General features: G+C 55.0%; 19 protein-coding genes, 1 tRNA gene and 2 pseudogenes. 13 read left to right on the forward strand and 9 right to left on the reverse strand.

Annotated features, from left to right (window positions below; genetic code table 11):
• Positions 1 to 209 precede the first annotated feature (209 nt).
• The 4 genes from AB5Z02_RS16270 to AB5Z02_RS16285 all read right to left on the reverse strand — a co-directional run bounded on the left by AB5Z02_RS16270 (position 210) and on the right by AB5Z02_RS16285 (position 4,739).
• Positions 210 to 2,141, reverse strand: coding sequence for a bifunctional diguanylate cyclase/phosphodiesterase (locus AB5Z02_RS16270; RefSeq protein ID WP_231720181.1), 1,932 nt, complete (start codon positions 2,139 to 2,141; stop codon positions 210 to 212).
• Between the two features lie 23 nt (positions 2,142 to 2,164).
• Entirely contained in the window at positions 2,165 to 2,665 is a 501-nt protein-coding gene (locus tag AB5Z02_RS16275) for a molybdopterin-binding oxidoreductase (protein ID WP_231720182.1), read from the reverse strand.
• A 102-nt stretch (positions 2,666 to 2,767) separates the two neighbouring features.
• The gene (gene groL / locus AB5Z02_RS16280) at positions 2,768 to 4,402 is read right to left on the reverse strand and encodes a chaperonin GroEL (protein WP_005340575.1); all 1,635 of its coding nucleotides are present in this window, start codon (positions 4,400 to 4,402) and stop codon (positions 2,768 to 2,770) included.
• Positions 4,403 to 4,445: 43 nt separating this feature from the next.
• Positions 4,446 to 4,739: a co-chaperone GroES gene (locus AB5Z02_RS16285; RefSeq protein ID WP_005340573.1), complete on the reverse strand. Its 294-nt coding sequence runs from the start codon at positions 4,737 to 4,739 to the stop codon at positions 4,446 to 4,448.
• Between the two features lie 260 nt (positions 4,740 to 4,999).
• Here AB5Z02_RS16285 and AB5Z02_RS16290 point away from each other — a divergent pair, with 260 nt between their 5' ends.
• Positions 5,000 to 6,334 carry an MATE family efflux transporter gene (locus tag AB5Z02_RS16290; RefSeq protein ID WP_231720294.1) on the forward strand — a complete coding sequence of 445 codons (1,335 nt, stop codon included), beginning with the start codon at positions 5,000 to 5,002 and terminating at the stop codon, positions 6,332 to 6,334.
• Positions 6,335 to 6,368: 34 nt separating this feature from the next.
• Here AB5Z02_RS16290 and AB5Z02_RS16295 read toward each other — a convergent pair whose 3' ends face one another.
• Complete coding sequence (locus AB5Z02_RS16295; protein WP_368216480.1) at positions 6,369 to 6,845, reverse strand: FxsA family protein; 477 nt, start codon at positions 6,843 to 6,845, stop codon at positions 6,369 to 6,371.
• Between the two features lie 442 nt (positions 6,846 to 7,287).
• On the opposite strand from AB5Z02_RS16295, the gene aspA reads away from it, so the two are divergent.
• A complete protein-coding gene (gene aspA / locus AB5Z02_RS16300) occupies positions 7,288 to 8,730 on the forward strand; it encodes an aspartate ammonia-lyase (protein WP_005340569.1) in 1,443 nt (480 codons plus the stop codon).
• Between the two features lie 125 nt (positions 8,731 to 8,855).
• Positions 8,856 to 10,175: an anaerobic C4-dicarboxylate transporter gene (locus tag AB5Z02_RS16305; RefSeq protein WP_042052808.1), complete on the forward strand. Its 1,320-nt coding sequence runs from the start codon at positions 8,856 to 8,858 to the stop codon at positions 10,173 to 10,175.
• 248 nt (positions 10,176 to 10,423) lie between these two features.
• Here AB5Z02_RS16305 and tsaD read toward each other — a convergent pair whose 3' ends face one another.
• Positions 10,424 to 11,437 carry a tRNA (adenosine(37)-N6)-threonylcarbamoyltransferase complex transferase subunit TsaD gene (gene tsaD, locus AB5Z02_RS16310; RefSeq protein ID WP_368216481.1) on the reverse strand — a complete coding sequence of 338 codons (1,014 nt, stop codon included), beginning with the start codon at positions 11,435 to 11,437 and terminating at the stop codon, positions 10,424 to 10,426.
• A 179-nt stretch (positions 11,438 to 11,616) separates the two neighbouring features.
• Between tsaD and rpsU the strand changes: the two genes are divergently transcribed.
• The 5 genes from rpsU (at position 11,617) to AB5Z02_RS16335 (ending at position 16,511) form a co-directional block, all read left to right on the forward strand.
• Positions 11,617 to 11,832: a 30S ribosomal protein S21 gene (gene rpsU / locus AB5Z02_RS16315; protein WP_005309452.1), complete on the forward strand. Its 216-nt coding sequence runs from the start codon at positions 11,617 to 11,619 to the stop codon at positions 11,830 to 11,832.
• Positions 11,833 to 11,847: 15 nt separating this feature from the next.
• Positions 11,848 to 12,291, forward strand: coding sequence for a GatB/YqeY domain-containing protein (locus AB5Z02_RS16320; protein ID WP_362786372.1), 444 nt, complete (start codon positions 11,848 to 11,850; stop codon positions 12,289 to 12,291).
• A gap of 89 nt (positions 12,292 to 12,380) precedes the next feature.
• Positions 12,381 to 14,168 (forward strand): DNA primase, encoded by a 1,788-nt coding sequence (dnaG, locus tag AB5Z02_RS16325; protein ID WP_368216482.1) that lies wholly within the window; start codon positions 12,381 to 12,383, stop codon positions 14,166 to 14,168.
• A 183-nt stretch (positions 14,169 to 14,351) separates the two neighbouring features.
• Positions 14,352 to 16,247 (forward strand): RNA polymerase sigma factor RpoD, encoded by a 1,896-nt coding sequence (gene rpoD / locus AB5Z02_RS16330; RefSeq protein WP_263718854.1) that lies wholly within the window; start codon positions 14,352 to 14,354, stop codon positions 16,245 to 16,247.
• A 187-nt stretch (positions 16,248 to 16,434) separates the two neighbouring features.
• Positions 16,435 to 16,511: transfer RNA gene (locus AB5Z02_RS16335), tRNA-Ile, on the forward strand.
• A 416-nt stretch (positions 16,512 to 16,927) separates the two neighbouring features.
• Here the strand turns inward: AB5Z02_RS16335 and AB5Z02_RS16340 are convergent.
• Positions 16,928 to 17,715, reverse strand: a pseudogene (locus AB5Z02_RS16340) (IS3 family transposase); the annotation flags it as partial.
• A gap of 132 nt (positions 17,716 to 17,847) precedes the next feature.
• Between AB5Z02_RS16340 and AB5Z02_RS16345 the strand changes: the two are divergent.
• Positions 17,848 to 18,816 (forward strand): IS110 family transposase, encoded by a 969-nt coding sequence (locus tag AB5Z02_RS16345; protein WP_368216483.1) that lies wholly within the window; start codon positions 17,848 to 17,850, stop codon positions 18,814 to 18,816.
• A gap of 241 nt (positions 18,817 to 19,057) precedes the next feature.
• Here AB5Z02_RS16345 and AB5Z02_RS16350 read toward each other — a convergent pair.
• Positions 19,058 to 19,318, reverse strand: a pseudogene (locus tag AB5Z02_RS16350) (transposase); the annotation flags it as partial.
• 236 nt (positions 19,319 to 19,554) lie between these two features.
• Between AB5Z02_RS16350 and AB5Z02_RS16355 the strand changes: the two are divergent.
• The gene (locus AB5Z02_RS16355) at positions 19,555 to 19,785 is read left to right on the forward strand and encodes a hypothetical protein (protein ID WP_100654517.1); all 231 of its coding nucleotides are present in this window, start codon (positions 19,555 to 19,557) and stop codon (positions 19,783 to 19,785) included.
• 135 nt (positions 19,786 to 19,920) lie between these two features.
• Here AB5Z02_RS16355 and AB5Z02_RS16360 read toward each other — a convergent pair whose 3' ends face one another.
• Complete coding sequence (locus AB5Z02_RS16360) at positions 19,921 to 20,322, reverse strand: hypothetical protein (protein ID WP_158651142.1); 402 nt, start codon at positions 20,320 to 20,322, stop codon at positions 19,921 to 19,923.
• Here AB5Z02_RS16360 and AB5Z02_RS16365 point away from each other — a divergent pair.
• The 3 genes from AB5Z02_RS16365 (at position 20,288) to AB5Z02_RS16375 (ending at position 23,737) form a co-directional block, all read left to right on the forward strand.
• On the forward strand, positions 20,288 to 21,442 hold the full coding sequence (locus AB5Z02_RS16365; protein ID WP_368216553.1) for a putative glycoside hydrolase: 1,155 nt from the start codon (positions 20,288 to 20,290) through the stop codon (positions 21,440 to 21,442). The genes AB5Z02_RS16360 and AB5Z02_RS16365 overlap by 35 nt on opposite strands.
• A 61-nt stretch (positions 21,443 to 21,503) precedes the next feature.
• On the forward strand, positions 21,504 to 22,793 hold the full coding sequence (locus AB5Z02_RS16370) for a carbohydrate porin (RefSeq protein WP_235634698.1): 1,290 nt from the start codon (positions 21,504 to 21,506) through the stop codon (positions 22,791 to 22,793).
• Positions 22,794 to 22,867: 74 nt separating this feature from the next.
• Positions 22,868 to 23,737, forward strand: a complete 870-nt coding sequence (locus AB5Z02_RS16375) for a MalM family protein (RefSeq protein ID WP_100654520.1) — start codon at positions 22,868 to 22,870, stop codon at positions 23,735 to 23,737.
• Positions 23,738 to 23,786 lie beyond the last annotated feature (49 nt).

The following is a 23,786-nucleotide window of genomic DNA, read 5'->3' on the forward strand; positions in this document are numbered from 1 at the left end:
TTCAAAGGCTTTTCGAGGTTATCGACGAGGTTGTTTGCGTTGCCGCTTGCCCTGTCGATGGAGGCGCATTATAGGGAACAGATTCTTTCTGGCAAGGCTAAATTGCATGTTTTTTTGATAAAACCGCACAACCGTTCAAACAACAAACAAAAAGAAGAAAGTTCGAGCTAAATCACACATTCTGGAGGCAGATGACAGGCAAGCCCCCTTCAACTCATATAAGCCATTTCGGATTGTTGACGTGCTAGCCAAAGCTCCTCCATCTCCAACAAGGTCTGATAGATTTTCTCCGCCTGCTCCGGTCGGCTGAACAGATAGCCCTGTCCATACAAGTGGATATCGGTCAGGGATCGCAGCACATCCAACTGAGCCTGTGTCTCAATCCCTTCACACACCAGACTCTTGCCCAGCATCGACCCCATCCGACAAATATTGGCGACCAGTTCGGATGCCTCCATTGAGGTGTCAATACCCTGTATAAATGAACGATCGATCTTCACTTTGCTGACCGGTAACTTTTGCAGATAACTCAAAGATGAATAACCGGTACCAAAATCATCTAATGCCAGCAGTACCCCCTGTTGATTGAGATCCTGCATCAGTTGCAGCGAGTTCTTCACTTCCCGCATGGTGGTATCTTCCGTGACCTCCAAGACCAGGCTACGGGCAGGCAGGTGGTGCTCCATCAATGCCTTGGCCACCAGTTTGAGCAAATTACGCTGGTACATGCCTGGAGATATATTCACACACATTTGCAGATCAACCATACCAAGCTGGTGCCACTGATAGAGCTGCTCGCAAGCGGTGTTCAGCACCCAGCTGCCAACCCGTTCGGCAAGCTGGAACTCCTCAGCCACCATGATCACTTCGTTTGGCGGAATGAAACCGAGCTCAGGATGCCGCCAACGCAGCAGAGCCTCGACAGCTTCACAGCGGCCACTCTCGAGATTGACGATGGGCTGGTAATAGAGTTCCAACGCATTGTGTTCCAGCGCCATGATCATGTCCGACGCCAGATGTTTGCGCCGCGCCGTCTCGTTGAGCAGGGAGTTATCGTAAATCACATAGGGGACATGGGTCTTGCGACTATGGAACAGTGCCTGTTCCGCCCGACTCAACAACTCCTGAGTCTTGTCGCTGTCCATCGGATAGAAGGCAATTCCGATCCCGACTTCGAGCCGGAAGGGATAGTTGTCATAGACGATATCTTGCTTCAGAGCATGCAGCAATCGCGCTACCAGCTCCCTGACCTGACGCAGATCGCTGCTGCCACGCTGAATAATGGCAAATTGATCCCCCCCAAGACGTCCGCTCCACTCGCCCTCTTCACAGAGCACTCGGATCCGGGTGGCAAACTCACAAAGCAAATAATCACCGGTGTCATAGCCAAACTTACTGTTGATATCTCTGAAGTCGTTGATGTCGACCAGCACCAGCCCAAACGGCACTTCCTGTGTGGCGTACAGCTCCATCCGCTCCAGTAGGGCAACCCGATTGGACAACCCGGTCAGGGGATCCCGTCTGGCCACTCTGAAATGACGACGCCCTTCATATATAAGCAGCATGCTGAGTAGCAGCACTGACATGACCAGACCGGAGACCATCAGCAACAAGGCATTGCGCAATTGGCCAAAATGGCGATCGTTCTCGGAATAGACGTTAATGTTCTTCTGCATCACAGAAGCGAGGGAGTAGGAGAGCGGCTCTTGCAGCGGGGCAAGGCGTATCATGATCTGCTGATAGTCAGATGCCCCGCTTTGCAACTTGGTGATGTCGGGCTCTATTTGGCGAATATTGGTTTCAATCAGCTGCACCAGACGCAAGGTTTTCTGCTTGTCCTGCATGCTCTTGCGCAGCTGGCCGCTCAACAGGATGGGCGTTCTGCTCCAGAGAATGTCATAACGCAACATCAAGGTGTCATGATCAATCCCGCCATAGTGATAGACCTCTACCGCATTGAGGAAACGCCCGAGCTCCAGCTGCAACTGCATCAGCGCCCAGGAGACATCATAGGTGTATTTCTCCATCGCTCTGGTCGCATTCTGGATCTGCATCAGGCAATAGAGGGTGCTCCCGGTAAACAACAGGATGGATACATACAGAATGACGAGCAGTGGCCACGCCCTGGTCTTTCCTTTCACCCCATGCTCCCGTGCTGTTTTTATCAGTGCTGAATGTCTATCAAATCCAGCTGCCAGATCATCATGTCGGTATATTCGGATCGCTTCAATTCCGGATATTGATCAAGAGGCAGCATAAACCAGACCGGCCCCTTGTCACGCACCCGCATGACAGCACCATTGTCTTCCCATGCGAGAATGGGCTCGTATTTGGCAACCTTGTCCCATTCAATGCGGATCTGGAAACTGTTCAGTGCAGTCAACGTAATGGTCTTGCCATCCGCACCGACTGCAGCCAATACATCGGCCAGTTTTGGGCCTCTGTAGGTGTGCGGCTTATCCACCCACGGGTTGCCGGTCACTATCTCATGTTGCGGCAGAGCCTGTAGTTTTGCCAGATCAAACAACACCTTGCCATCAACTTCGTCTGCCGACCTGATGTTACCACCGACTTTCAGGATCACCGGCCCAGTCAGCGCCTCAGCAGCCATCACCGGCATGATGACCAATGAACACAGTAGTGCCAGCCAACCAAACATTTTCATATCGCCCCCAGATTTGCTGTCTCAACAGACTCAGTTTAGCCAGATATAAAAAAACGGCTCGCCTTGAGCGAGCCGTTTGTCAAACAGAGCAAGGGGGGATGATTACATCATGCCCATGCCACCCATGCCGCCCATGTCAGGCATGGCAGGGGTATCTTTCTTCGGCAGTTCGGTGACCATGCACTCGGTGGTGATCATCAGACCGGCGATGGAAGAGGCAAACTGCAGGGCGGAACGGGTTACCTTGGTCGGATCCAGGATGCCCATGGCCAGCATGTCGCCATACTGTTCGCTGTAAGCGTTGTAACCGAAGTTGCCTTCGCCGTTCTTCACTGCGTTGGCAATGACGGAGGCTTCTTCACCGGCGTTGATGACGATTTGACGCAGCGGGGCTTCCATGGCGCGCAGGGCAACCTTGATACCGACGTTCTGATCTTCGTTGTCACCGCGCAGACCAGCAAGTTTGGCTGCAACGCGAACCAGCGCAACACCACCACCTGCAACCACGCCTTCTTCAACAGCGGCGCGGGTAGCGTGCAGGGCATCTTCAACGCGGGCTTTCTTCTCTTTCATCTCGACTTCGGTGGCTGCGCCAACCTTGATCACGGCAACACCGCCAGCCAGCTTGGCTACGCGCTCTTGCAGCTTCTCACGATCGTAGTCGGAAGAGGTCTCTTCGATCTGCTGACGGATCTGGGCAACACGGCCTTCGATCACACCGGCATCACCCACGCCATCGATGATGGTGGTGTTCTCTTTGGTGATGACGATGCGCTTGGCACGACCCAGATCTTCCAGAGTCGCTTTTTCCAGCTCCATGCCAACTTCTTCGGAGATGACAGTACCGCCAGTCAGTACAGCGATATCCTGCAGCATGGCCTTGCGACGGTCACCGAAGCCAGGCGCCTTGACGGCAGCCACTTTCACGATACCGCGCATGGTGTTAACCACCAGAGTCGCCAGGGCTTCGCCTTCTACGTCTTCAGCAACAATCAGCAGCGGCTTGCCAGCTTTGGCAACGCCTTCCAGCACCGGCAGCATTTCGCGGATGTTGGAGACTTTCTTGTCAACCAGCAGGATGAACGGGTCGTCCAGTTCAACGGAACCGGTCTCTTGTTTGTTGATGAAGTAGGGGGACAGGTAGCCGCGGTCGAACTGCATGCCTTCAACAACTGCCAGCTCATCTTCCAGACCCTGACCATCTTCAACAGTGATGACGCCATCGCGACCCACTTTGTCCATTGCTTCAGCAATCAGCTTGCCCACTTTCTCGTCGGAGTTGGCGGAGATGGTGCCCACCTGAGCAATGGCATTGCTGTCAGCGCACGGCTGGGACAGCGCCTGCAGCTCGGCAACAGCAGCCACAACGGCCTTGTCGATACCGCGCTTCAGATCCATCGGGTTCATACCGGCGGCAACGGCTTTCAGACCTTCGTTGACGATGGCCTGAGCCAGAACGGTTGCAGTAGTGGTACCGTCACCGGCGGCATCGTTCGCCTTGGAAGCCACTTCCTTGACCATCTGGGCGCCCATGTTCTGGAACTTGTCTTCCAGCTCGATTTCGCGCGCAACAGACACACCATCTTTAGTAATGGTCGGGGCGCCGAAGGACTTGTCCAGCACCACGTTGCGGCCTTTCGGGCCCAGAGTCACCTTGACGGCATCAGCCAGGATGTTTACGCCTTCCAGCATCTTGATGCGGGCTTCGTTACCAAACTTAACGTCTTTAGCTGCCATTTTTCTTCAATCCTTAAATCAATTCGGGGAAAAGGAGGATGGATTACTCTTCGACAATCGCCAGGATGTCGGTTTCGGAGAGGATCAGGACGTCCTGACCATCCAGCTTCTCGGTCTTCACACCGTAGCCTTCGTTGAAGATAACCTTGTCACCAACCTTCACGGCCAGCGCTTTGACTTCGCCATTATCCAGGATGCGACCAGTCCCCACGGCAAGCACTTCACCACGGGTGGACTTCTGGGCCGCAGTACCAGTCAAGACGATACCGCCGGCAGATTTGGCTTCAGCTTCGATGCGCTTGATGATGACGCGGTCGTGCAGTGGACGAATTTTCATCGATAACTCTCCCAAAATGAGTCTCATTGTTGCTTTGAGGAATGGCCGTTCCAGGCCAAATTAGATATGTCCCTGATGTGGGGCAGAGTTGCTAACCCTTCAAGGGCAAATACAAAAAAAATTTTTTCACGTACTATAAACATCTTCGATGGTTCAGCCATGTCTGCACCTTGGTGCAAGGTCGGTTCCAGCCGCCTGTTTTCGATGCCAGAACCTTCAAAGCCAGCTGTAGAGACGAGCCCTTGACCCGCACCAACCCCATGCTGACAGCCCCTATTCCGGTCGTACTGCGCCAGATGACGGGCCCCATGATCTTCGGCATCATCGCCATTCTGGCCTTCAATCTGGTCGATACCTTTTTTATCGGTATGCTGGGCACCGAAGCTCTGGCCGCCATCAGTTTTACCTTTCCTGTCACTTTTGTGGTTACCTCGCTGGCGATGGGATTGGGCGCCGGATTGTCAGCGGTGATCGGTCATACCCTGGGGCAGGGCAAACACGATGAGGCGGCCCATCTCGCCACCGACAGCCTGTTTCTGGCGGTGATCATGGTAGCCCTGCTCTCCGCGGGGGGGGCTCTCACCATCAAACCCCTGTTTACTCTGCTGGGGGCCAGTGCCGAGCTTATCTCCCTCATCCATGACTACATGCTGATCTGGTATCTCACCGTCCCCATGCTGGTGCTGCCCATGGTGGGCAATGCCGCCATCCGGGCGACCGGCGATACCAAAACCCCCAGTCTGGTGATGGCAGTAGCCGGGCTGGTCAACGGGGTACTGGATCCTCTGTTGATCTTCGGCATCGGCCCCTTTCCCGAGTGGGGGATCCGCGGGGCCGCCATCGCGACTTCTATCTCCTGGTTGATGGCGATGCTGGTCAGCCTCTATATCCTGCGTCATCGGGAGGGCTTGCTGCTGTGGCGCCTCTCGCCGCGGGCTCGGTTGCTGACCCACTGGCGGGCCTTGCTCCATGTCGCCGTCCCCGCCTCTTTTACCAATATGCTCAACCCCTTGGCCAATGCGGTGCTGATGACGATCTTTGCGGGTCTGGGTACCGAGGTGGTAGCCGCTTACGGCGCCGCGTCGCGGGTCGAGGCGCTGTTGCTAATTGTGATGATGGCCCTCGCCTCCGTACTGGCCCCTTTCATCTCGCAAAACTGCGGCGCCGGCAATCCGGCCCGCGCCAAAGCTGCACTGCAGAGCTGCATGAGTTTTGCGTTGCTTTTCCAGCTCGCCATCTATGGCCTGACCTGGCTACTGGCGCCACTCATCGCCAACCTGTTCAGCGATCATCCACAGGTCATCCGCCTGATTATTCTCTATCTGCATCTAGTGCCGATCGGTTACGGATTTCAGGGCATGGTGATGCTGCTGGCCTCGGCACTCAATGGCGTGAGGGCATCCAGTATTTCGTTCTTGTTCAATGGATTGCGACTGTTTGGTTTTCTGTTGCCAGGAGCCTGGCTGGGGGCAAAGCTGGGAGGAGAACAGGGGATATATCTGGGGATACTGCTGGCAAATCTGGCGGCGGGCACCCTCGCGTGGTGGTATGCCCGACACCGCTTCGAGGCCTTGTGCCATCAGGGCAAACCCTGATTCAGTCACTCGCCTCGGGTTTTCGTCTCGTCGATTACTCTTTGCGCTCAAATTCGCCTTCGATGGTGGTGCCGCCCTGCTTGGCGTTCCCCAGATGATCATCGGACGGTGCGTTGCCAAACGGCGATTGAGTACGCTGGAAGCCACCCATCGGCATCCGGAACTGGCTGCTGCCGATCAGCTTGTCAGCTAGTTTGTTGCGCAGCCAGGGTTGCAGCAACAGCACACCGAAAATGTCGGTCACGAAACCCGGGATAATCAGCAGCAAACCGGCCAACGCCAGCATCATGCCCCCCATCACCTCGCGGCCCGGCATCTCGCCCATCTGCATCTTTTGCTGGGCGCTGAACAGGGTTTTGATCCCTTCACTGCGCACCAGCGAGGAGCCCAATACCGCAGTCAGGATGAGCAAGCCGACAGTCGGCAGCGCCCCGATTACCGAGCCGACCTCGATCATCACGGTGAGTTCCAGTACAACCAGACCCACCAACAACAAAAACAACTTGCCCATATCCACTCCAGCACCGGTAAATTGAGAAAAAGTGGCGCCCATCCAACGATGGTCAGAGGCGATTTTGCCGCCCCGTCATCACCACTTTCTGCCCTGAATAAATGGGGGCAGCCCCCCTCTTTTCAAGTTGGTCAACTGACTCCTACGTCATCAGCAATCTAAAAAACCAGCAAAAAGTCACAAAAATTTATAAAAATCATCATGATAAAAACTTCATAACATATGTGTACTTTCCTCAAAGTAATTTGAAAATGTCGCAAATTTAGTGATCCACCTCTAATAACCGATACCTCAATTGGAGTAGTATATTGATTAGTTTTTCGGGAGGTCATTCTCCCAACCGCCCCACTCGATGTGTGGTGCTTCAGGATGAGCTGTGCGCAAGGAACTCGCGACCACTCGGTGAGGATTTTTCCATTTATCTGATTTCTGAGGCATTACAATGAGCGACATCAAGAACGTCCGCATTGAAGAAGACCTGCTGGGCACCAAAGAAGTTTCCAATGATCTCTACTACGGTGTGCACACCCTGCGCGCTGTCGAGAACTTCAAGATCAGCTCTCAGAAGATTTCTGACGTTCCGGAATTCGTCCGCGGTATGGTGCTGACCAAGAAGGCCGCTGCGCTGGCAAACGGTGAACTGGGTACCATCCGTCCTGAAATTGCTGACAAGATCGTAGAAGCCTGCGACCTGATGCTGAACACCGGCAAATGCTTCGACCAGTTCCCGGTCGACGTTTACCAGGGTGGTGCCGGCACCTCCGTCAACATGAACACCAACGAAGTACTGGCCAACATCGCCCTGGAAATCATGGGTCTGGAGAAAGGCCGTTACGACGTCATCAACCCGAACGACCACGTCAACAAGTGCCAGTCCACCAACGATGCCTACCCGACCGGTTTCCGCGTTGCTGTGGTCAACAGCACTGACGTGACTCTGCACGCGCTGGAGCACCTGATCGCGGCATTCGATGCCAAAGCGAAAGAGTTCAAAAACATCCTGAAGATGGGTCGTACCCAGCTGCAAGATGCGGTTCCGATGACCCTGGGTCAGGAGTTCCACGCATTCGCCGTGACCCTGCGTGAAGAGATCAAGTCCATCAAGCGTTGCCAGGAGCTGCTGCTGGAAGTGAACCTGGGCGCGACCGCCATCGGTACCGGTCTGAACACTCCGCCCGAGTACTCTGCACTGGCCATCAAGCGTCTGGCCGAGATCACCGGTCGTGCCTATGTGCCGGCAGAAGATCTGATCGAAGCGACCTCCGACTGTGGCGCCTACGTCATGCTGCACGGCGCCATCAAGCGTCTGGCCATGAAGCTGTCCAAGATCTGTAACGACCTGCGTCTGCTCTCCTCCGGCCCGCGCACTGCACTGAAAGAGATCAACCTGCCGGAAATGCAGGCGGGTTCCTCCATCATGCCGGCCAAGGTCAACCCGGTTATCCCGGAAGTGGTCAACCAATCCTGCTTCAAGGTATTCGGTAACGACATCACCATCACCTTCGCCGCCGAAGCCGGTCAGCTGCAGCTGAACGTCATGGAGCCGGTGATTGGTCAGGCGATGTTCGAATCCCTGAGCCTGATGGAAAAAGCCTGTATTTCCCTGCGCGAGAAGTGCGTGGAAGGTATCACCGCCAACCCGGAAATCTGCATGAATCACGTGCTGAACTCCATCGGTATCGTGACCTACCTGAACCCCTTCATCGGCCACCACGAAGGGGATATCGTCGGCAAGATCTGTGCCCAGACCGGCAAGAACGTCCGCGAAGTCGTTCTTGAGCGCGGCCTGCTGAGCGCCGAGCAGCTGGACGAAATTCTCTCCATCGAGAACCTGATGAACCCGCAATACAAAGCCAAGCGTTTCACCCGCGAAGCTGCCGTATAAGCGAGTGTGGGCCGGGATCTTCCCGGCCCATAAAGTCAGTTCCCGATTGGTCTTTATCCCCAGCCCGATCGGGAATTGGCTTTTTGCCAAATAAAAACCAAAAACTAAAAAATGGAGTTATCGCTATGATTGGAATCGAGTTACTTGTCGTGCTCGCCGCTATCTATCTGGGGGCCCGGATAGGCAGCATCGGCATCGGCTTTGCCGGTGGTCTGGGGGTACTGGTATTGACGTGGGGTCTGGGCATGCCCATCCCGAGCGATCAACTGGTCAGCTACATCCCTTGGGATGTGATCATGATCATCGCGTCCGTCATCTGCGCCATCGCCTGTATGCAACTGGCTGGCGGGATGGACTATCTGGTCTTCCTGGCAGAAAAAGCGCTGCGCAAGAACCCCAAATACATCACCTTCGCCGCCCCGGTGGTCACCTACCTGATGACCATGCTGGCCGGTACCGGTCATACCGCCTTCTCCACCCTGCCGGTGATCGCTGAAGTGGCCAAAGAGCAAGGGATCCGCCCATCCCGTCCGCTCTCCATCGCGGTGGTCGCCTCCCAGATCGCCATCACAGCGTCCCCGATCTCTGCCGCTGTGGTTGCCTTCTCCGGCATGCTCGAGCCATTTGGTGTTGACTACCTGACCCTGCTGGCCATCTGTATCCCCTCTACCTTCCTGGCCTGTATCCTGGGCGCCTTCATTGCCAACATGATGGGCAAACCGCTGGATCAGGACGAAGTCTATCTGGAGCGCAAAGCCAAGGGCCTGATCAAACTGCGTGGTACTACCAAGCTCGAGATCAAACCGTACGCCAAGCTGTCCGTCTGGATCTTCATCGCTGCCATCGTGGCCGTCATGGCCTATGCCACTGCCATCTCCGGTAAAGTGGGTCTGATCACCAACCCGCCGATCCCCCGTGACGGCGCCATCATGGGCATCATGCTGGCCGCAGCCACCATCATGACCCTGGTGTGCAAACTGGACGCCACCCAGGTGACCAACATGCCGACCTTCAAGTCCGGTATGTCCGCCTGTATCTGCGTACTGGGTGTGGCCTGGCTGGGTAACGTCTTCGTGAAAGGCAACATGGACACCATCCAGCTGATCGCTGGCGACCTGCTGAACCAGTACTCCTGGCTGCTGGCCGTGGTGCTGTTCTTCGCTGCCATGCTGCTCTATTCACAAGGCGCCACCACCAAAGCGTTGATGCCTGCCGCACTGGCACTGGGTGTCAGCCCGCTGACTGCGATTGCCTCCTTCGCAGCCGTGAGCGCCCTGTTCGTACTGCCAACCTACCCGACCCTGCTGGCCGCGGTAGAGATGGACGACACCGGCTCCACCCGTATCGGTAAGGCGGTCTTCAACCACCCCTTCTTCGTACCGGGCACCGCCACCATCGCCATCGCCGTGGCGCTGGGCTTCTTCTTCGGCGGCATCCTGCTGTAATCCTGTCGTCTGCCGATTACCAAACAAAAATCCCCGCCAGTTGGCGGGGATTTTTTTATCTCTTTACTCTGTACTTGGCTTGGCTGTCTGGCAGCGAGAGACCTGACGTATTATCCGGATGGCTCAACCACGGCGACAGCAGACACCACAACAGCGTGCCAGCGGCGCTATAACCACCGCTGCCGGATTGCCGGAGTAGTAGGCCACCATGGTACTCAGCACCACGCCAGAAGGCGGGATCCGTCGGATCAGACCGGATCCAGGGTATCCAGCGGCCAACGCGGCACGGCTTTGACCGCCAGCGGTTCGAACACGCCCGCTTTCAGGCGCTGCATACCGGCGTAAGCGATCATGGCGCCGTTATCGGTGCAATATTCAGTGCGCGGATAGAACACCTCGCCCTTGAGGCTCTCCATCAGCTCGGCCAGCTGGGTACGCAGATGACGGTTGGCACTAACGCCACCGGCGACCACCAGACGCGTGAGACCTGTCTCTTTCAAGGCACGACGGCACTTGATGGCCAAGGTATCGACCACCGCATCTTCAAACGCCCGAGCGATATCGGCACGGGTCTGCTCATCATCACCATTGGCAGCGATGGTGTTGGCGGTGAAGGTCTTCAGGCCGGAGAAGCTCATGTCGAGCCCGGGACGATCTGTCATCGGACGAGGGAAGTGGAAGCGCCCGGTAGTGCCCTTCTCGGCCAGACGGGAGAGCAGCGGACCACCTGGATAGTCCAGCCCCATCAGCTTGGCGGTCTTGTCGAACGCTTCGCCAGCAGCATCATCGATGGATTCGCCCAACAGCTGATAGCTGCCGATGCCGTCAACCCGCACCAGCATGGAGTGACCACCGGAGACCAGCAGCGCCACGAAGGGGAACTCGGGGGCCTTTTCTTCCAGCATGGGAGCCAGCAGGTGGCCTTCCATATGGTGGACGGCGATAGCAGGCTTGTTCCATGCCATCGCCAGCGAGCGGCCAATGGTCGCCCCCACCAGAATGGCGCCAACCAGACCCGGACCCGCGGTATACGCGATGCCGTCGATGTCATCTTTGCCCAGTCCCGCCTCTTGCAATGCGGCCTGGATCAACGGGATCGTCTTGCGAACATGATCCCGGCTGGCGAGTTCGGGGACGACGCCACCGTAGTCCGCATGCAGCTTGACCTGGCTGTATAACTGATGGGAAAGGATCCCTTTTTGATCGTCGAAGATCGCGATCCCGGTTTCGTCACAGGATGTCTCTATGCCCAATACACGCATTGCTAAAAAATTTCACTGCTAAAATGAGACGGCTATGGTAACCTTCGCGGGTTTTTTAAACCAGAGCGATCTCTGCGGGTTTACTTTCATTCCCTGTCCAGAGTATAATTTCGCACCATTTTAAGACATGCTGATCGATTGAAGGTCAGCTAACAATTTATCACTGAGGTGAAAGGCACATGCCAGTAATCAAAGTCCGTGAAAATGAGCCGTTTGACGTTGCTCTGCGTCGTTTCAAGCGTTCTTGCGAAAAAGCCGGTATCCTGTCCGAAGTTCGTAGCCGTGAGTTCTACGAGAAGCCGACTACCATTCGTAAGCGCGCCAAAGCGTCTGCCGTTAAGCGTCACGCCAAGAAGCTGTCTCGCGAAAACGCACGTCGTATCCGCCTGTACTAATCGGGAGATATTGCCGTGTCTCTGAAGGATCAACTCAAGGATCAGCAAAAGCTCGCCATGCTTGCCAAAAATAAGGCACGTCTGGGAGCGATCCGCTTGTTGATGGCAGAAATCAAGCAACGTGAAGTCGATACCCGTATCGAGCTGAATGATGAGGATATCCTCGCTGTCGTGACCAAAATGGTCAAACAGCGCCGCGATTCCATCAGCCAATTTGAAGCTGCCGGTCGCCAGGATCTCGCCGACAAAGAGTCCGCCGAGATCGTTGTGTTGCAGGAATTCCTGCCGCAACAGCTGACCGCAGATGAAATTGCCGCCCTGATCGAGCAAGCCATCACTGAAAGTGGTGCTGCCGTCATGGCTGATATGGGCAAGGTCATGGCTGTCTTGAAGCCGAAAATTCAGGGGCGTGCCGATGTCGGCGCCGTCAGTGCTCAGGTGAAAACCCGCTTGGCGTAACAGGCAACTCTCTTGTTTGGTCGAAGAAGCCGTGCTTCCCTTGGAATGCGCGGCTTTTTTTATTTTCTCCGCAATGAAACAGGACGGTTATGGCAGGCAGGATCCCCCAATCCTTTATCGACGATCTGCTCGTACGCACAGACATAGTCGAGCTGATCGACTCGCGAGTGCGGCTGAAAAAAGCCGGTAAGAACTACCAGGCTTGCTGCCCTTTTCATAACGAAAAAAGCCCCTCTTTTACCGTCAGCCAGGAGAAGCAGTTCTACCACTGTTTCGGTTGTGGCGCCCACGGTAACGCCATCGGCTTTGTCATGGAGTACGACGGTCTCGAATTTCCCGATGCCATCGAAGAGCTAGCCAGCATGCAAGGCATGCAGGTGCCTCGCGAGCAGAGCGTCGGCGGCTCGGCCAATAGCCAGCCCGCCGTCAGCAAGGATCTGTTCGAGCTGATGAACCAGATTGCCCGCTTCTACGAGAGCAATCTCAAGAGCGCTCCCCATGCGGTGGAGTACCTCAAAGGCCGCGGCCTGACCGGTGAAGTGGTCAAACGATTCAACATTGGCTATGCACCCAGCGATTGGGATCAGGTGCGCCGCCGCTTTGGTACCAGCCGGGATCACGAGCAGTTGCTTATCTCGGGCGGCATGCTGATCACCCGTGACAATGGCCCGGGGAGTTATGATCGTTTCCGCGATCGCATCATGTTCCCGATCCGTGACAAGCGTGGCCGGGTCATCGGTTTCGGTGGCCGGGTGCTGGGTGATGGCACCCCCAAATACCTGAACTCGCCGGAGACCCCCATCTTCCATAAAGGGCGGGAGCTGTTCGGTCTCTACGAGGTGAAGCAGGCACACAAGGATCCACGCCGGATCCTGGTGGTGGAAGGCTACATGGATGTGGTGGCACTCGGTCAGTACAACATCGACTATGCGGTGGCGGCGCTGGGTACTGCAACGACCAGCGACCATATCCACACCCTGTTTCGCACCACCGCCGAGGTAGTCTGCTGCTACGACGGTGACAACGCCGGTCGTGAAGCGGCCTGGCGCGCGCTGGATAATGCCCTCCCTCATCTGCAGGATGGCCGCGAGCTGAAGTTCGTGTTCCTGCCCGATGGCGAGGATCCCGACTCGTTGGTACGTCAGATCGGCAAGGAGGGCTTCGAAGCCCTGCTCGATGAAGCCCAGCCATTCGCCGACTTCATGTTCGAGCGTCTCGGGCGGGATGCAGCCCTCTCCGGTGAGGCAGGAAAGTTCGAAGTGGCCAACAAGGCCGCCGAGCTTATTCGTCGCGTTCCGGAAGGGTTTACCCGCGAAGGGCTGATCACTCGTCTCTCCAGCATGATGCGTTGGGGCGAGAACAAACAACGCATCGTCGAGCTCTTTGCCCGCAACAGTCAACCCAAGGCCGAGGTAAACAAACCCAAGGCAGCCAAGCTGACGCCACTGCGGCGTGCTCTGGCACTGATGGTGCAATATCCGGCAGTAACGGCTGAGCTTCCCCCCATGCCGGAATTGGCCGGACTACGCGTACAGGGCATCAAGTTCCTGCTGCAACTGCACCAGCAGATCCTGGCACAGCCCGGTATCACAACCGGTATCCTGCTGGAACACTGGCGTGGTACCAAGGAGGGAGAGATCCTTGCTCAACTGGCCATGCACGACCTGTTCGAGGAGATCAAACTCGATCAAGAGCCGGATATTCTGGGAGAATTGCAGGACACCTTCGTCGGCTTCATCAACCAGTTTCTGAAACAGCGGATCGAAGAATTGCAGGCCAAAGTGGCTCAGGAAGGACTAAGCTCCGAAGAAACCCAAGAGCTGATGATGCTGATAAGAGAGGTGCAAATTGAGAAAAGAAATGAGAGTGGGGCTTGATATTTGAGTGATTAGTCCCAATATGGATAGCGTTGCCCGAATCGACGGGATGAAAAGCAAAATTTTTATAACCGCCTGGCCCCGACAATACTGCGGGCAGGGGTTTCTCATGACCGACGCCGCAACCAGACATAGCATGTCTGGCGGTTTTCTATTAGAATTGGCTATTTGCGCAGCAGCGCACTGTACGCGCAACCTAGCAACACCAACCGGATGAGTTCTATGGAGCAAACCCCGCAGTCTCAGCTTAAACTCCTCGTTGCCAAAGGTAAAGAACAGGGCTACCTGACCTATGCCGAGGTGAACGATCACCTCCCGCAAGACATTGTCGATTCAGACCAGATCGAAGACATCATTCAGATGATCAACGATATGGGCATTCAAGTGGTTGAAAACGCTCCGGATGCCGATGACCTTATCATGGCTGAAGGTGGTACCGCCGATGAGGACGCTGCCGAAGCAGCGGCCCAGGCTCTGGCATCTGTTGAATCTGAGATTGGTCGCACGACCGATCCCGTCCGCATGTACATGCGGGAAATGGGTACCGTCGAACTGCTGACCCGCGAAGGCGAAATCGACATCGCCAAGCGGATCGAAGACGGTATCAACCAAGTACAAAGCTCCGTAGCCGAGTACCCTGAAGCAATTACTTACCTGCTCGAACAGTACGACAAGTACGAAGCCGAGCAGCTGCGTCTCTCTGACATCATCTCTGGCTTTATTGACCCGAACGAAACTGAAGACATGGCGCCTACCGCCACGCATATCGGTTCCGAGCTCGGCGAAGACGATCTGGCCGACGAAGATGAAGAAGACGAAGAAGACGAAGACGAAGATGGCGACAGCTCTGACGACGACGGTGACGGTGGTCCGGATCCGGAAGTCGCTCGTGAAAAGTTCGGCGAACTGCGTGCCCAGTATGAAGTGACTCGCCTCTCCATTCAGAAGAATGGTCGCGCGCACGAAGATACCCAGGCCGCCATCGCACAGCTGGCCGATGTATTCCGTCAATTCCGCCTGATGCCCAAGCAGTTCGATCGCCTGGTCAACAACATGCGTGAAATGATGGAGCGCGTCCGCGTGCAGGAACGCATCATCATGAAGCTCTGCGTTGAGCAGGCCAAGATGCCGAAGAAAACCTTCGTCGCGGCTTTCACCAACAATGAGTGTGAAACTGCCTGGTTCGAATACCAGAAGCAGGCTGGCAAAGCCTGGTCTCCCCGTCTGGTTGAAATGGACGAGGATATTCAGCGCGCCATCGGCAAGCTGCAGCAGATTGAAGAAGAGACCGGTCTGTCGATTGCCCAGATCAAGGATATCAACCGTCGTATGAGCATCGGTGAGGCCAAAGCCCGCCGTGCGAAGAAAGAGATGGTTGAGGCCAACTTGCGTCTGGTTATCTCTATCGCCAAGAAGTACACCAACCGCGGTCTGCAGTTCCTGGATCTGATCCAGGAGGGCAACATCGGTCTGATGAAGGCAGTAGACAAGTTTGAATACCGTCGTGGCTACAAGTTCTCGACCTATGCAACTTGGTGGATCCGTCAGGCCATTACCCGCTCCATCGCGGATCAGGCCCGTACCATCCGTATCCCGGTACACATGATCGAGACCATCAACAAGCTCAACCGAATCTCCCGTCAGATGCTGCAGGAGATGGGTCGTGAACCGAACCCGGAAGAGCTGGCCATGCGCATGGGCATGCCGGAAGACAAGATCCGCAAGGTACTGAAAATCGCCAAAGAGCCTATCTCCATGGAGACGCCCATCGGTGATGATGAAGATTCCCACTTGGGCGACTTTATCGAAGATACCACCCTGGCTCTGCCAGCGGATGCGGCGACCAGCGAAAGCCTGCGCAACGCCACCCGCGAAGTGCTGGCTGGCCTGACCGCCCGTGAAGCCAAGGTACTGCGGATGCGTTTCGGTATCGACATGAACACTGACCACACCCTAGAGGAAGTGGGCAAACAGTTCGACGTCACCCGTGAGCGTATTCGTCAAATTGAAGCCAAGGCACTGCGTAAACTGCGCCACCCGAGCCGCTCGGAAGTGCTGCGCAGCTTCCTGGACGAATAGTCCTGACCCTGTGTCAAACTGCTCTGCCAAAGCCCCGCCATGCGGGGCTTTGTTTTGTCTGGCATTTACCCTTGCGACCCGCTTTGCACCCTCTATCGACCTGGACAATTAGTCGCCAAGTGGTTGATATGCCTATAGACTGCCCTTTGCTCTTCCCCTATAATCCACGCCGCTAAACGCACAATTTGGCCCCTTAGCTCAGTTGGTCAGAGCAGTCGACTCATAATCGATTGGTCGTGGGTTCAAGTCCCCCAGGGGCCACCATATACAACAAGGCGTAGCAGGTTAGTAGCTGCTACGCCTTTTGCTTACCTGGCGTTTTTGGGTGCTTTAATGGGTGCTTTTAAGGAAAGGCCAGGCCGTTTCTAGTTAACCTGCCATGGGGATACAATGGGATCCACTGATGGCGGCAAAGTGACTGCTGACGAAGTTGGCGCGCACCGCCATGTCTTCACCTCGATAGCAAAAACGTTCGGCAATTTGTGCTTCAATGCCTTCTTGTCTTTTTATATGACTCCTTTGTCAATAGATGTATTGCTCCTTTATCGACCTTTGTAATCAGCATCCACAAAACGAAGCATTTGGCCTTAGCTTAGGGGTCTCCTGCCACTTCCTCCAACTGCTTAAACAGGTCAAACTAGCGCTCCGCCTTTTACTGTGCCTTGTGCTCATTGTAGTGGTCAACTAAATCCGGACACTTGGTTAGGCCGTTCTTCGGCTTTTGCAGGCGGTATCCCGTCATTGTGTTGATGTGGACGCCGCCAGTTGTAGTAATCCATCAGGTAATAACTGATATCCCGCTTTGTCTCCCGCACGCTCATGTATCCCGTTGCCGAAATGCCCGGCTGCCATATTGGCTGACCTGGTCAGAGTGAAACAGCACGCCTGACGGACAACCCCGCTGCTGATACGCCATCTCCAGTTCTTTGATGGCCAGCTCGGCATCTGGTTTATCTGACATCGCCCAGCCCACGACCCGCCGGGTGTGCAGGTCAAGCACCGCTGCCAGGTAATGCCAGCGTCCACCTGCCCAGACGTAGGTGATATCGCCACACCACACCTGATTGGGTTGCTGGACATCAAATTCGCGAGCCAGCAGATTGGGGATATCCGGTCGCTCAGACTGGGCGACCTGATAACGATGAGCGCCCGGCGGTTTGGATACCAGCCCGGCTTCCTTCATCAGGTTGCGTACTTTGAATCGGCCAATCTGATACCCCAACTCCCGCATCATCGACATCAAGGCGCGGCTGCCTGCCGAGCTCCGGCTTTCTTTGAACAACCTGCGCAACTCGGAGCGCTGTTGCATGCGCTCACGGTTAATCGCCCGCCTGCGGGCCAGATAATCGTAAAAACAGGAAGTGAGCACATCGAAAGCGCAACAGACCAAGGTGATGGGGGCTTGCTCCCTTAATCGGTCTATTAGCGCGTACGTGTGAACTCGTCCGCCATCAAGAGAGCGGTAGCCTAATGGGATGGCCTGCTCCATCCACCCCGCTATGCTGGAGCCAGCATCAAGGAGGCTCATCATGACTCAAGCGCAGATTTACATTTACGGGATCGATTTAGGCAAAAATAGGTTTCACCTGGTGGCGATCGCATGGAGTATGTATTGACCAAGCAAAAGCTCACGCGTTCACAACTGAAACAGTTCATCAGTACGACTCCACCCTGTCGGGTTGCCTTCGAGGCATGTCCTGGTTCGCAATACTGGGAACACCTGTTTCAACAGGCGGGGTTCGAGCCCAAGATTATTCCCGCTCAATTTGTTAAGCCCTACCTCAAATCGAACAAGAATGACTTCAACGATGCCACCGCCATTGCCGAGGCTGGTAGCAGAGGCACTATGCGCTGTGTCCCGTTGAAATCTCATGAACAGTTGGCATTGCAGGCGACTCATCGCGTCCGTCAGCGTTTCATCGTCGAACGAACAGCCACTGTCAATCAGATGCGAGCGTTGCTGCTGGAATATGGGCTCACCGTGCCAGTCGCCAGAAAAGTCTTCGAGCGCTCTCTGCCGACGATCCTTGAAGATGCCGAGAATGGCTTGCCTGACTTTATCCGCGCCCTGGTATTACGCCTGAGAGAACGGTGGCAACAGCTGGATATTCAGATTGATGATATGAGCCTCATGCTCGGACAAGCCTCAAGCGCATCAGGTTTGTGCCAAAAAATCAGTACCGTCCCCGGCATTGGACCGATTGTCTCAACCGCGTTGATTGCCGCGATTGGCAATGGCTCACAATTCAAGAAAGCCCGCGACCTGCCAGCCTGGTTGGTGCTTGTCCCCAGGCAATATTCAACGGGCGGCAAATCTTCGCTCGGCGGGATCAGTAAGCGTGGCAATAGCTATTTAAGGCAAATGGTTATTCAGGGCGCCAAAGCGCTGAAAATTCACATGAAGCGTGACAAATCATCGTTAGGCGAATGGGTCGCCAGGCTAGAGGTCGGCCATCACCACCATGTGGTCCTTATCGCCCTGGCCAACAAGATAATGCGAATTTGCTGGAAAGTGCTGACATCCGGCAGGGATTACCAACCGTATCCCAACACAAGTTCAGCCGTTTAACTGATAGAACTCATACCCGGTTTTGCGAGCCAAAAACAGATGACAGAAGCGTTCACCCCACGACGTTGCAGCCTGGCTAAAAAAGCAGTCTCTCATGACTGGTAGCTTTATTAGGACGATGACGTGCGGATCCCATCAAGGCGCCAGAGCCGGAAAACAGCTCACAGACAGGCCGGATACATTGACGCAAACGACTTCAGGAAATCAGTTCAAGCTTGCAGATAAGGAGCAGACCATACATTTTTAGAATGTCCTTTTCACGTTCGAGCTGGTTGATACGGGCTTCCAGCTCCTGAATTTTTTGCTGCTCCGGAGTCAGTGCTTTGCCGATTGGGGTTGTGCCAGTTCGTTCGGATTGCAGTTGCTGAACCCAGCGACGAAGCACGGTTTCACCGACATCCAGTGAACGGCTTGCTTCGGGGACTGAATATCCCTGGTCGAGCACCAGGGATGCGGCTTCGAGTTTGAATTCGGCAGTAAATGAGCGACGTAATCTTGTCATTGAACACCTCAGGTCATGGTGGCGACTGTACCACCTAAAATGGTGTCCGGGATAATTAGACCACTACACCACGTCCCGTTGCACGACTACACCACTCACACCATTGCGGCCTAAACACCGCCAGCCAATCCTGCAACCGCCACATTTACCAACCTATTAACCAAACACCTCGCCTCCCTTGTCGCGCCTAACGCGCCGGTGATGGGTGATGGGTGATGGGTGATGGGTGATGGGTGATGGGTGATGGCATATGTAGCACCATCATGCAGCATTACAAGCTTATTGGCGGGGTGCTCCCCGGCACCAATCTGATCACGGATTTGGTTAACGAAGAGGATCTGTTGAGCATCGCCAACCAAATTGCCTATCAGAAACGAGCAAAGGAAAATTTACGTTTAGGACCGATGCCAAGCCCCGCCTTATTGAATACCACGCATGAAATCGAAATCAAAAAACCAAAACCGTAAAAACACCATGAAAACTTAGAATTACGTTCCATATTAACACCGAAACAACACTGACCCCCTCCCCCAAAAAAAATACAAAAAAAACACAAGAAAATCAAAAGCAAAAAGATTAAAGGCAAAGGAGGCAAGTAATCATCAACGTCCAGCCAAAAATGAATAGAAGTTGTTTTGTGATATACCACACAAACTTTGATAATTACGGTGGATAAGCATTGCTTTGGAAATCGATTTCAAGAAAATGGGCGCAGTGTGATTTGCCTTGGCATCGATTGCATGATGGCAGTTTGAGTCTCGACAATTCATCGTGATGGACATTTTCCCATTGATTGGAGTGGTCAGTATGAATGCAACAAAAAAAGGACTTTTAGCAACATTGATCGCCGCAGCCTTGCTCGGTGGATGTGGCGGTGAAGAGAACATTTCTTCTAGCAACGGCAGTGAAACCCATCCGGGTGAAACGCTTCCTGGTGAAACACCTCCAGGCGGTGAAGATGGCGTATTGTTGCTGTTTGGTGTTGGAGCGAACGCAAAAGTCACCCCCAATATTCAGTCGGAGAAGGATAACTGGAACCTGCAGCCAGTCACGTCTACTCCTGTCGCCATGACCAGCATCAGTGCTGTGCTCATCAACAATGCTGGTACCGATGACACAGCCGATGTGCAGGTAGCCGGTGACGGAGATGGCACCTTTATGCTCAAATCCGCCACCCCTCTGAACCTGAACAAATACGCTTCCGGTTTCATCGAGTTCCAGCTGCGAACCAAGAGCAAGGTGCCGGAAGTGCTCAATGCCTCCATCGACAACGAGTATCCCAACCGCAGCAGCCTGCCCATTGCAAGCGCCCTGACCGGTTCCGGCAACTGGGAAACGCTCACTCTGCCCATCAACTGCATGAAGCCCTTCCCCGGTGCCAAGGCCGTCAACCTCGCCACTGTGGGCACACCGTTCCACCTGGCCACCAAGGAAGCCTTCAACTACGAAATCACCAACATCAAGTACCTGCTCACCACCTCAGCCAAGCCCGTTGTCGACCCGGTCACCTGTGAAGCGCCTGGCGGCGCTACCGACCCTGGAACCGATCCTGACACCAATCCAGACACAGGCTCCGGCGTCAACAATGCCCCCGCGCTGGTGGCCACCGATGCCGCACTCTACTACTCCGGTGACAAGAGCCTGGCCCAAGACCGCAGCGCTGATTACCCGGCAGCCAGCTTCGGCGGCACCCTGACCGATGAAAACCAGGTCATCACCATGGACCTGCCAGGCAATGGCGCCGCCTTCCTCGGGACCGACAGCGCCAATGGGGATCTCTCCGCCTATCAGGACGGCGTCATGCTGCTCGACCTGAAAGTCTCCAGTTACGGTGACTCCCCCAACATCCAGATCCGCATGGACGGTACCGCAGGCCCAGACTTTGGCACCTTCTTTACCATGGACAGCAACATCGTGCCCGATGACGACACCTGGTACCGCTGCATCCTGCCGGTTGCATCTCTCATTCCGGCGGCCAACACAGGCTCAGTACAAAAGGCGCTCTACCTGAGCGGGGCCTGGGACTCCATGGCCGGTCTGCGCTTCGCCTTCACCAACGTAGCCCTGAAAACAGCCATCCCGGCAGACTTTGACAGCAATCAGCCCTGCCAGCAGATCAAGTGATAAGGCATTGAATCTTCGAGAAATCGATTGAAAATAATTTTCTACGGATTGGAGCAATAAGATGAAATTGAAGTCACTCGCCTTGTTTGTCGGGGCATGTTACGGGCTAGCAGTGCCCGCCGTATCGAATGCCGCCGAGAGTTTTGGCTTCCACGGTTATATTCGTGCTGGTTCAATGTTTGACGCCAAGGACAACTTCGCCAAGGCGGGGTACGAATATGAGATGGACAAGACTATGGGGCGCCTGGGCTCCGAGCTGGACAACAGCTGGGAAGCGGGTCTGAACAAGTTGTGGGATCTGGGCAACAACAAGTCGGTCAACATTCACTTCAAGGTGGAGTCCGATGCCGATGGCCTGCAAACCCGTGCAGCACCTCGCGAAAGCGGTGTGTCAGAAACCTATGTGGAGCTGGGTGGCATCACCCCGACCGGGACCATGTGGGGTGGTCTGCGCTATTACGACCGCGAGAACTACATCTGGACAACCGACTATTTCTACACGGACTACTCGGGGACCGGCGTCGGCATCAAAGCCATGGAGATGGCGGGTGGCAAGTGGGACTTTGCCTATATCAACAGCAACGACACCAGCCACTCCGACCGCGCCAATGGCACTGAAGCCACCATGCACACCCTCCACACCAGCGCCCTCTACGGCGCCTGGGACATGGAGATCGCACTCAAGCAGATGCCCAGCAACGAATTCACCGGCGACAACAAGCAATATGCGACCAAGGGGGCAGAAGGAACCGTCATTTATTCCCGCGACGACTTCTTCTTCATGCCGGGCGGCTTCTCCAAGTTCATCGCCCAGGCAGGACGTGGACTGGGTTCAGGCGACTTGCTGGGGGCCAACCTGACCAATACCGCCATGTATCGCAAGGGCTCCCTGTATCAGAAGACACTGCAGGACAAGGCGGATGGCTATAAACCCTACCAGTCCAAGGTGATGGAAGGCGATCAATCCTATCGCGTCTTCCTCTGGGGTGGCTGGTATGGCGCCAATATTCATCTGCTGCCGACCCTCTCCTACCAGTACAACGACTACGAGCTGGGTGGCCATGACTCCTGGTATGCCGCATCTCTGCGCCCGGTATTCCCGATCAATGAGTTCTTCTCCATCCAGACGGAAGTCGGATATGTGAAAAACAACCTGCTCATCGATAACGTCGAACGGGGTGGCACCTCTCACAAGGTCAGCATAGTGCCGACCTTCACTGTCAATACCGGCATGGGGCCCTCACCGGAGATCCGCATTCTGACGACCTATGTCGATCACAACAACGAGACCCCCTGGCAGGAAGACCGGGAAGATTTCCTAGTCGGTGTGCAGGCGGACATGTGGTGGTAGGTTAGGTCGCGATACTTATTTGCACTATAATCTCGGGTCCCTTGGGGGACCCGCATTGCATACGAGGAAACACGATGAAGGGAACGAAACAGTGTCTGCCTTTCCTGGTCAGTCTGTTGATGGCCGGGTGCGTCAGTAAAGGCCCGGAGCATCCGCCAAGATCGGCAGCCTCCGACTTGCAGCAGCAGCTTCAACATGACCGAGAACAATTGTCGGGCAAAATGGCGATCGAGGCATTCAAGGATCTTCGCTTCCAGCCCTTCGGGCAAGAAAGCCGTTGGGTAAATGTGGGCACTGACAGCCCGGTTTACGCATTCGATTCGGGCAAAAGCTATGTGATGGCCTTCTCATTGCCCGCTTTCCCCCAAGCTGCCCGCGTCAAAGTAACCATCCCGATCGACTATACCATTTTTCTGCCCAGCATCCTGTTACTGGACGAGAATCACAACGCCATTCAAACCATTCCCAGCTCCACTTTCAGTTATAACGGCCGTTCATTAATTTCAGGACAGAACATCCAGGGAGAATTTACAATTCCGGCCCCCATCGGCAGCGTCCGAGCTGCCTATATGGTGATCTATTCTACTACGCTGGATATGCAAGGCAGCACCAGGCTCAATCCCGACGATCTCCAGCGCGCAATGCAATATGATCGCTCCACGGATGTCGCCCGTCTCATCAATGTGGAAGTGCCCCATTCGACCACCGGACGATTATATTTGGCACTGGACGCAGAGGCTGCTGTAAATGCGACACCGAACGCAAAAACCATATCGCCCGTGATGATCACCGCAGATAAAGCGCTAGGTGAACTGGATTATTATCAACATATTCGCACTGCGGTTGTGAGCAAAAACTACGAGCAGGCTCTCGCCTGGGTCAAGGCCGCCGAACAGGCCGGTTTTACCAAAGCAAGAGAGGTTTTTTTTGCCGCCCAGCAGTAGTGGACCACTCAATCTGAGGCAAAGCATCATTGCTTGTCACCACCAAGGG

Origin of the sequence: Aeromonas sp. R2-3 (genome assembly GCF_040908375.1) — a bacterium.
Lineage (GTDB): Bacteria > Pseudomonadota > Gammaproteobacteria > Enterobacterales > Aeromonadaceae > Aeromonas > Aeromonas veronii.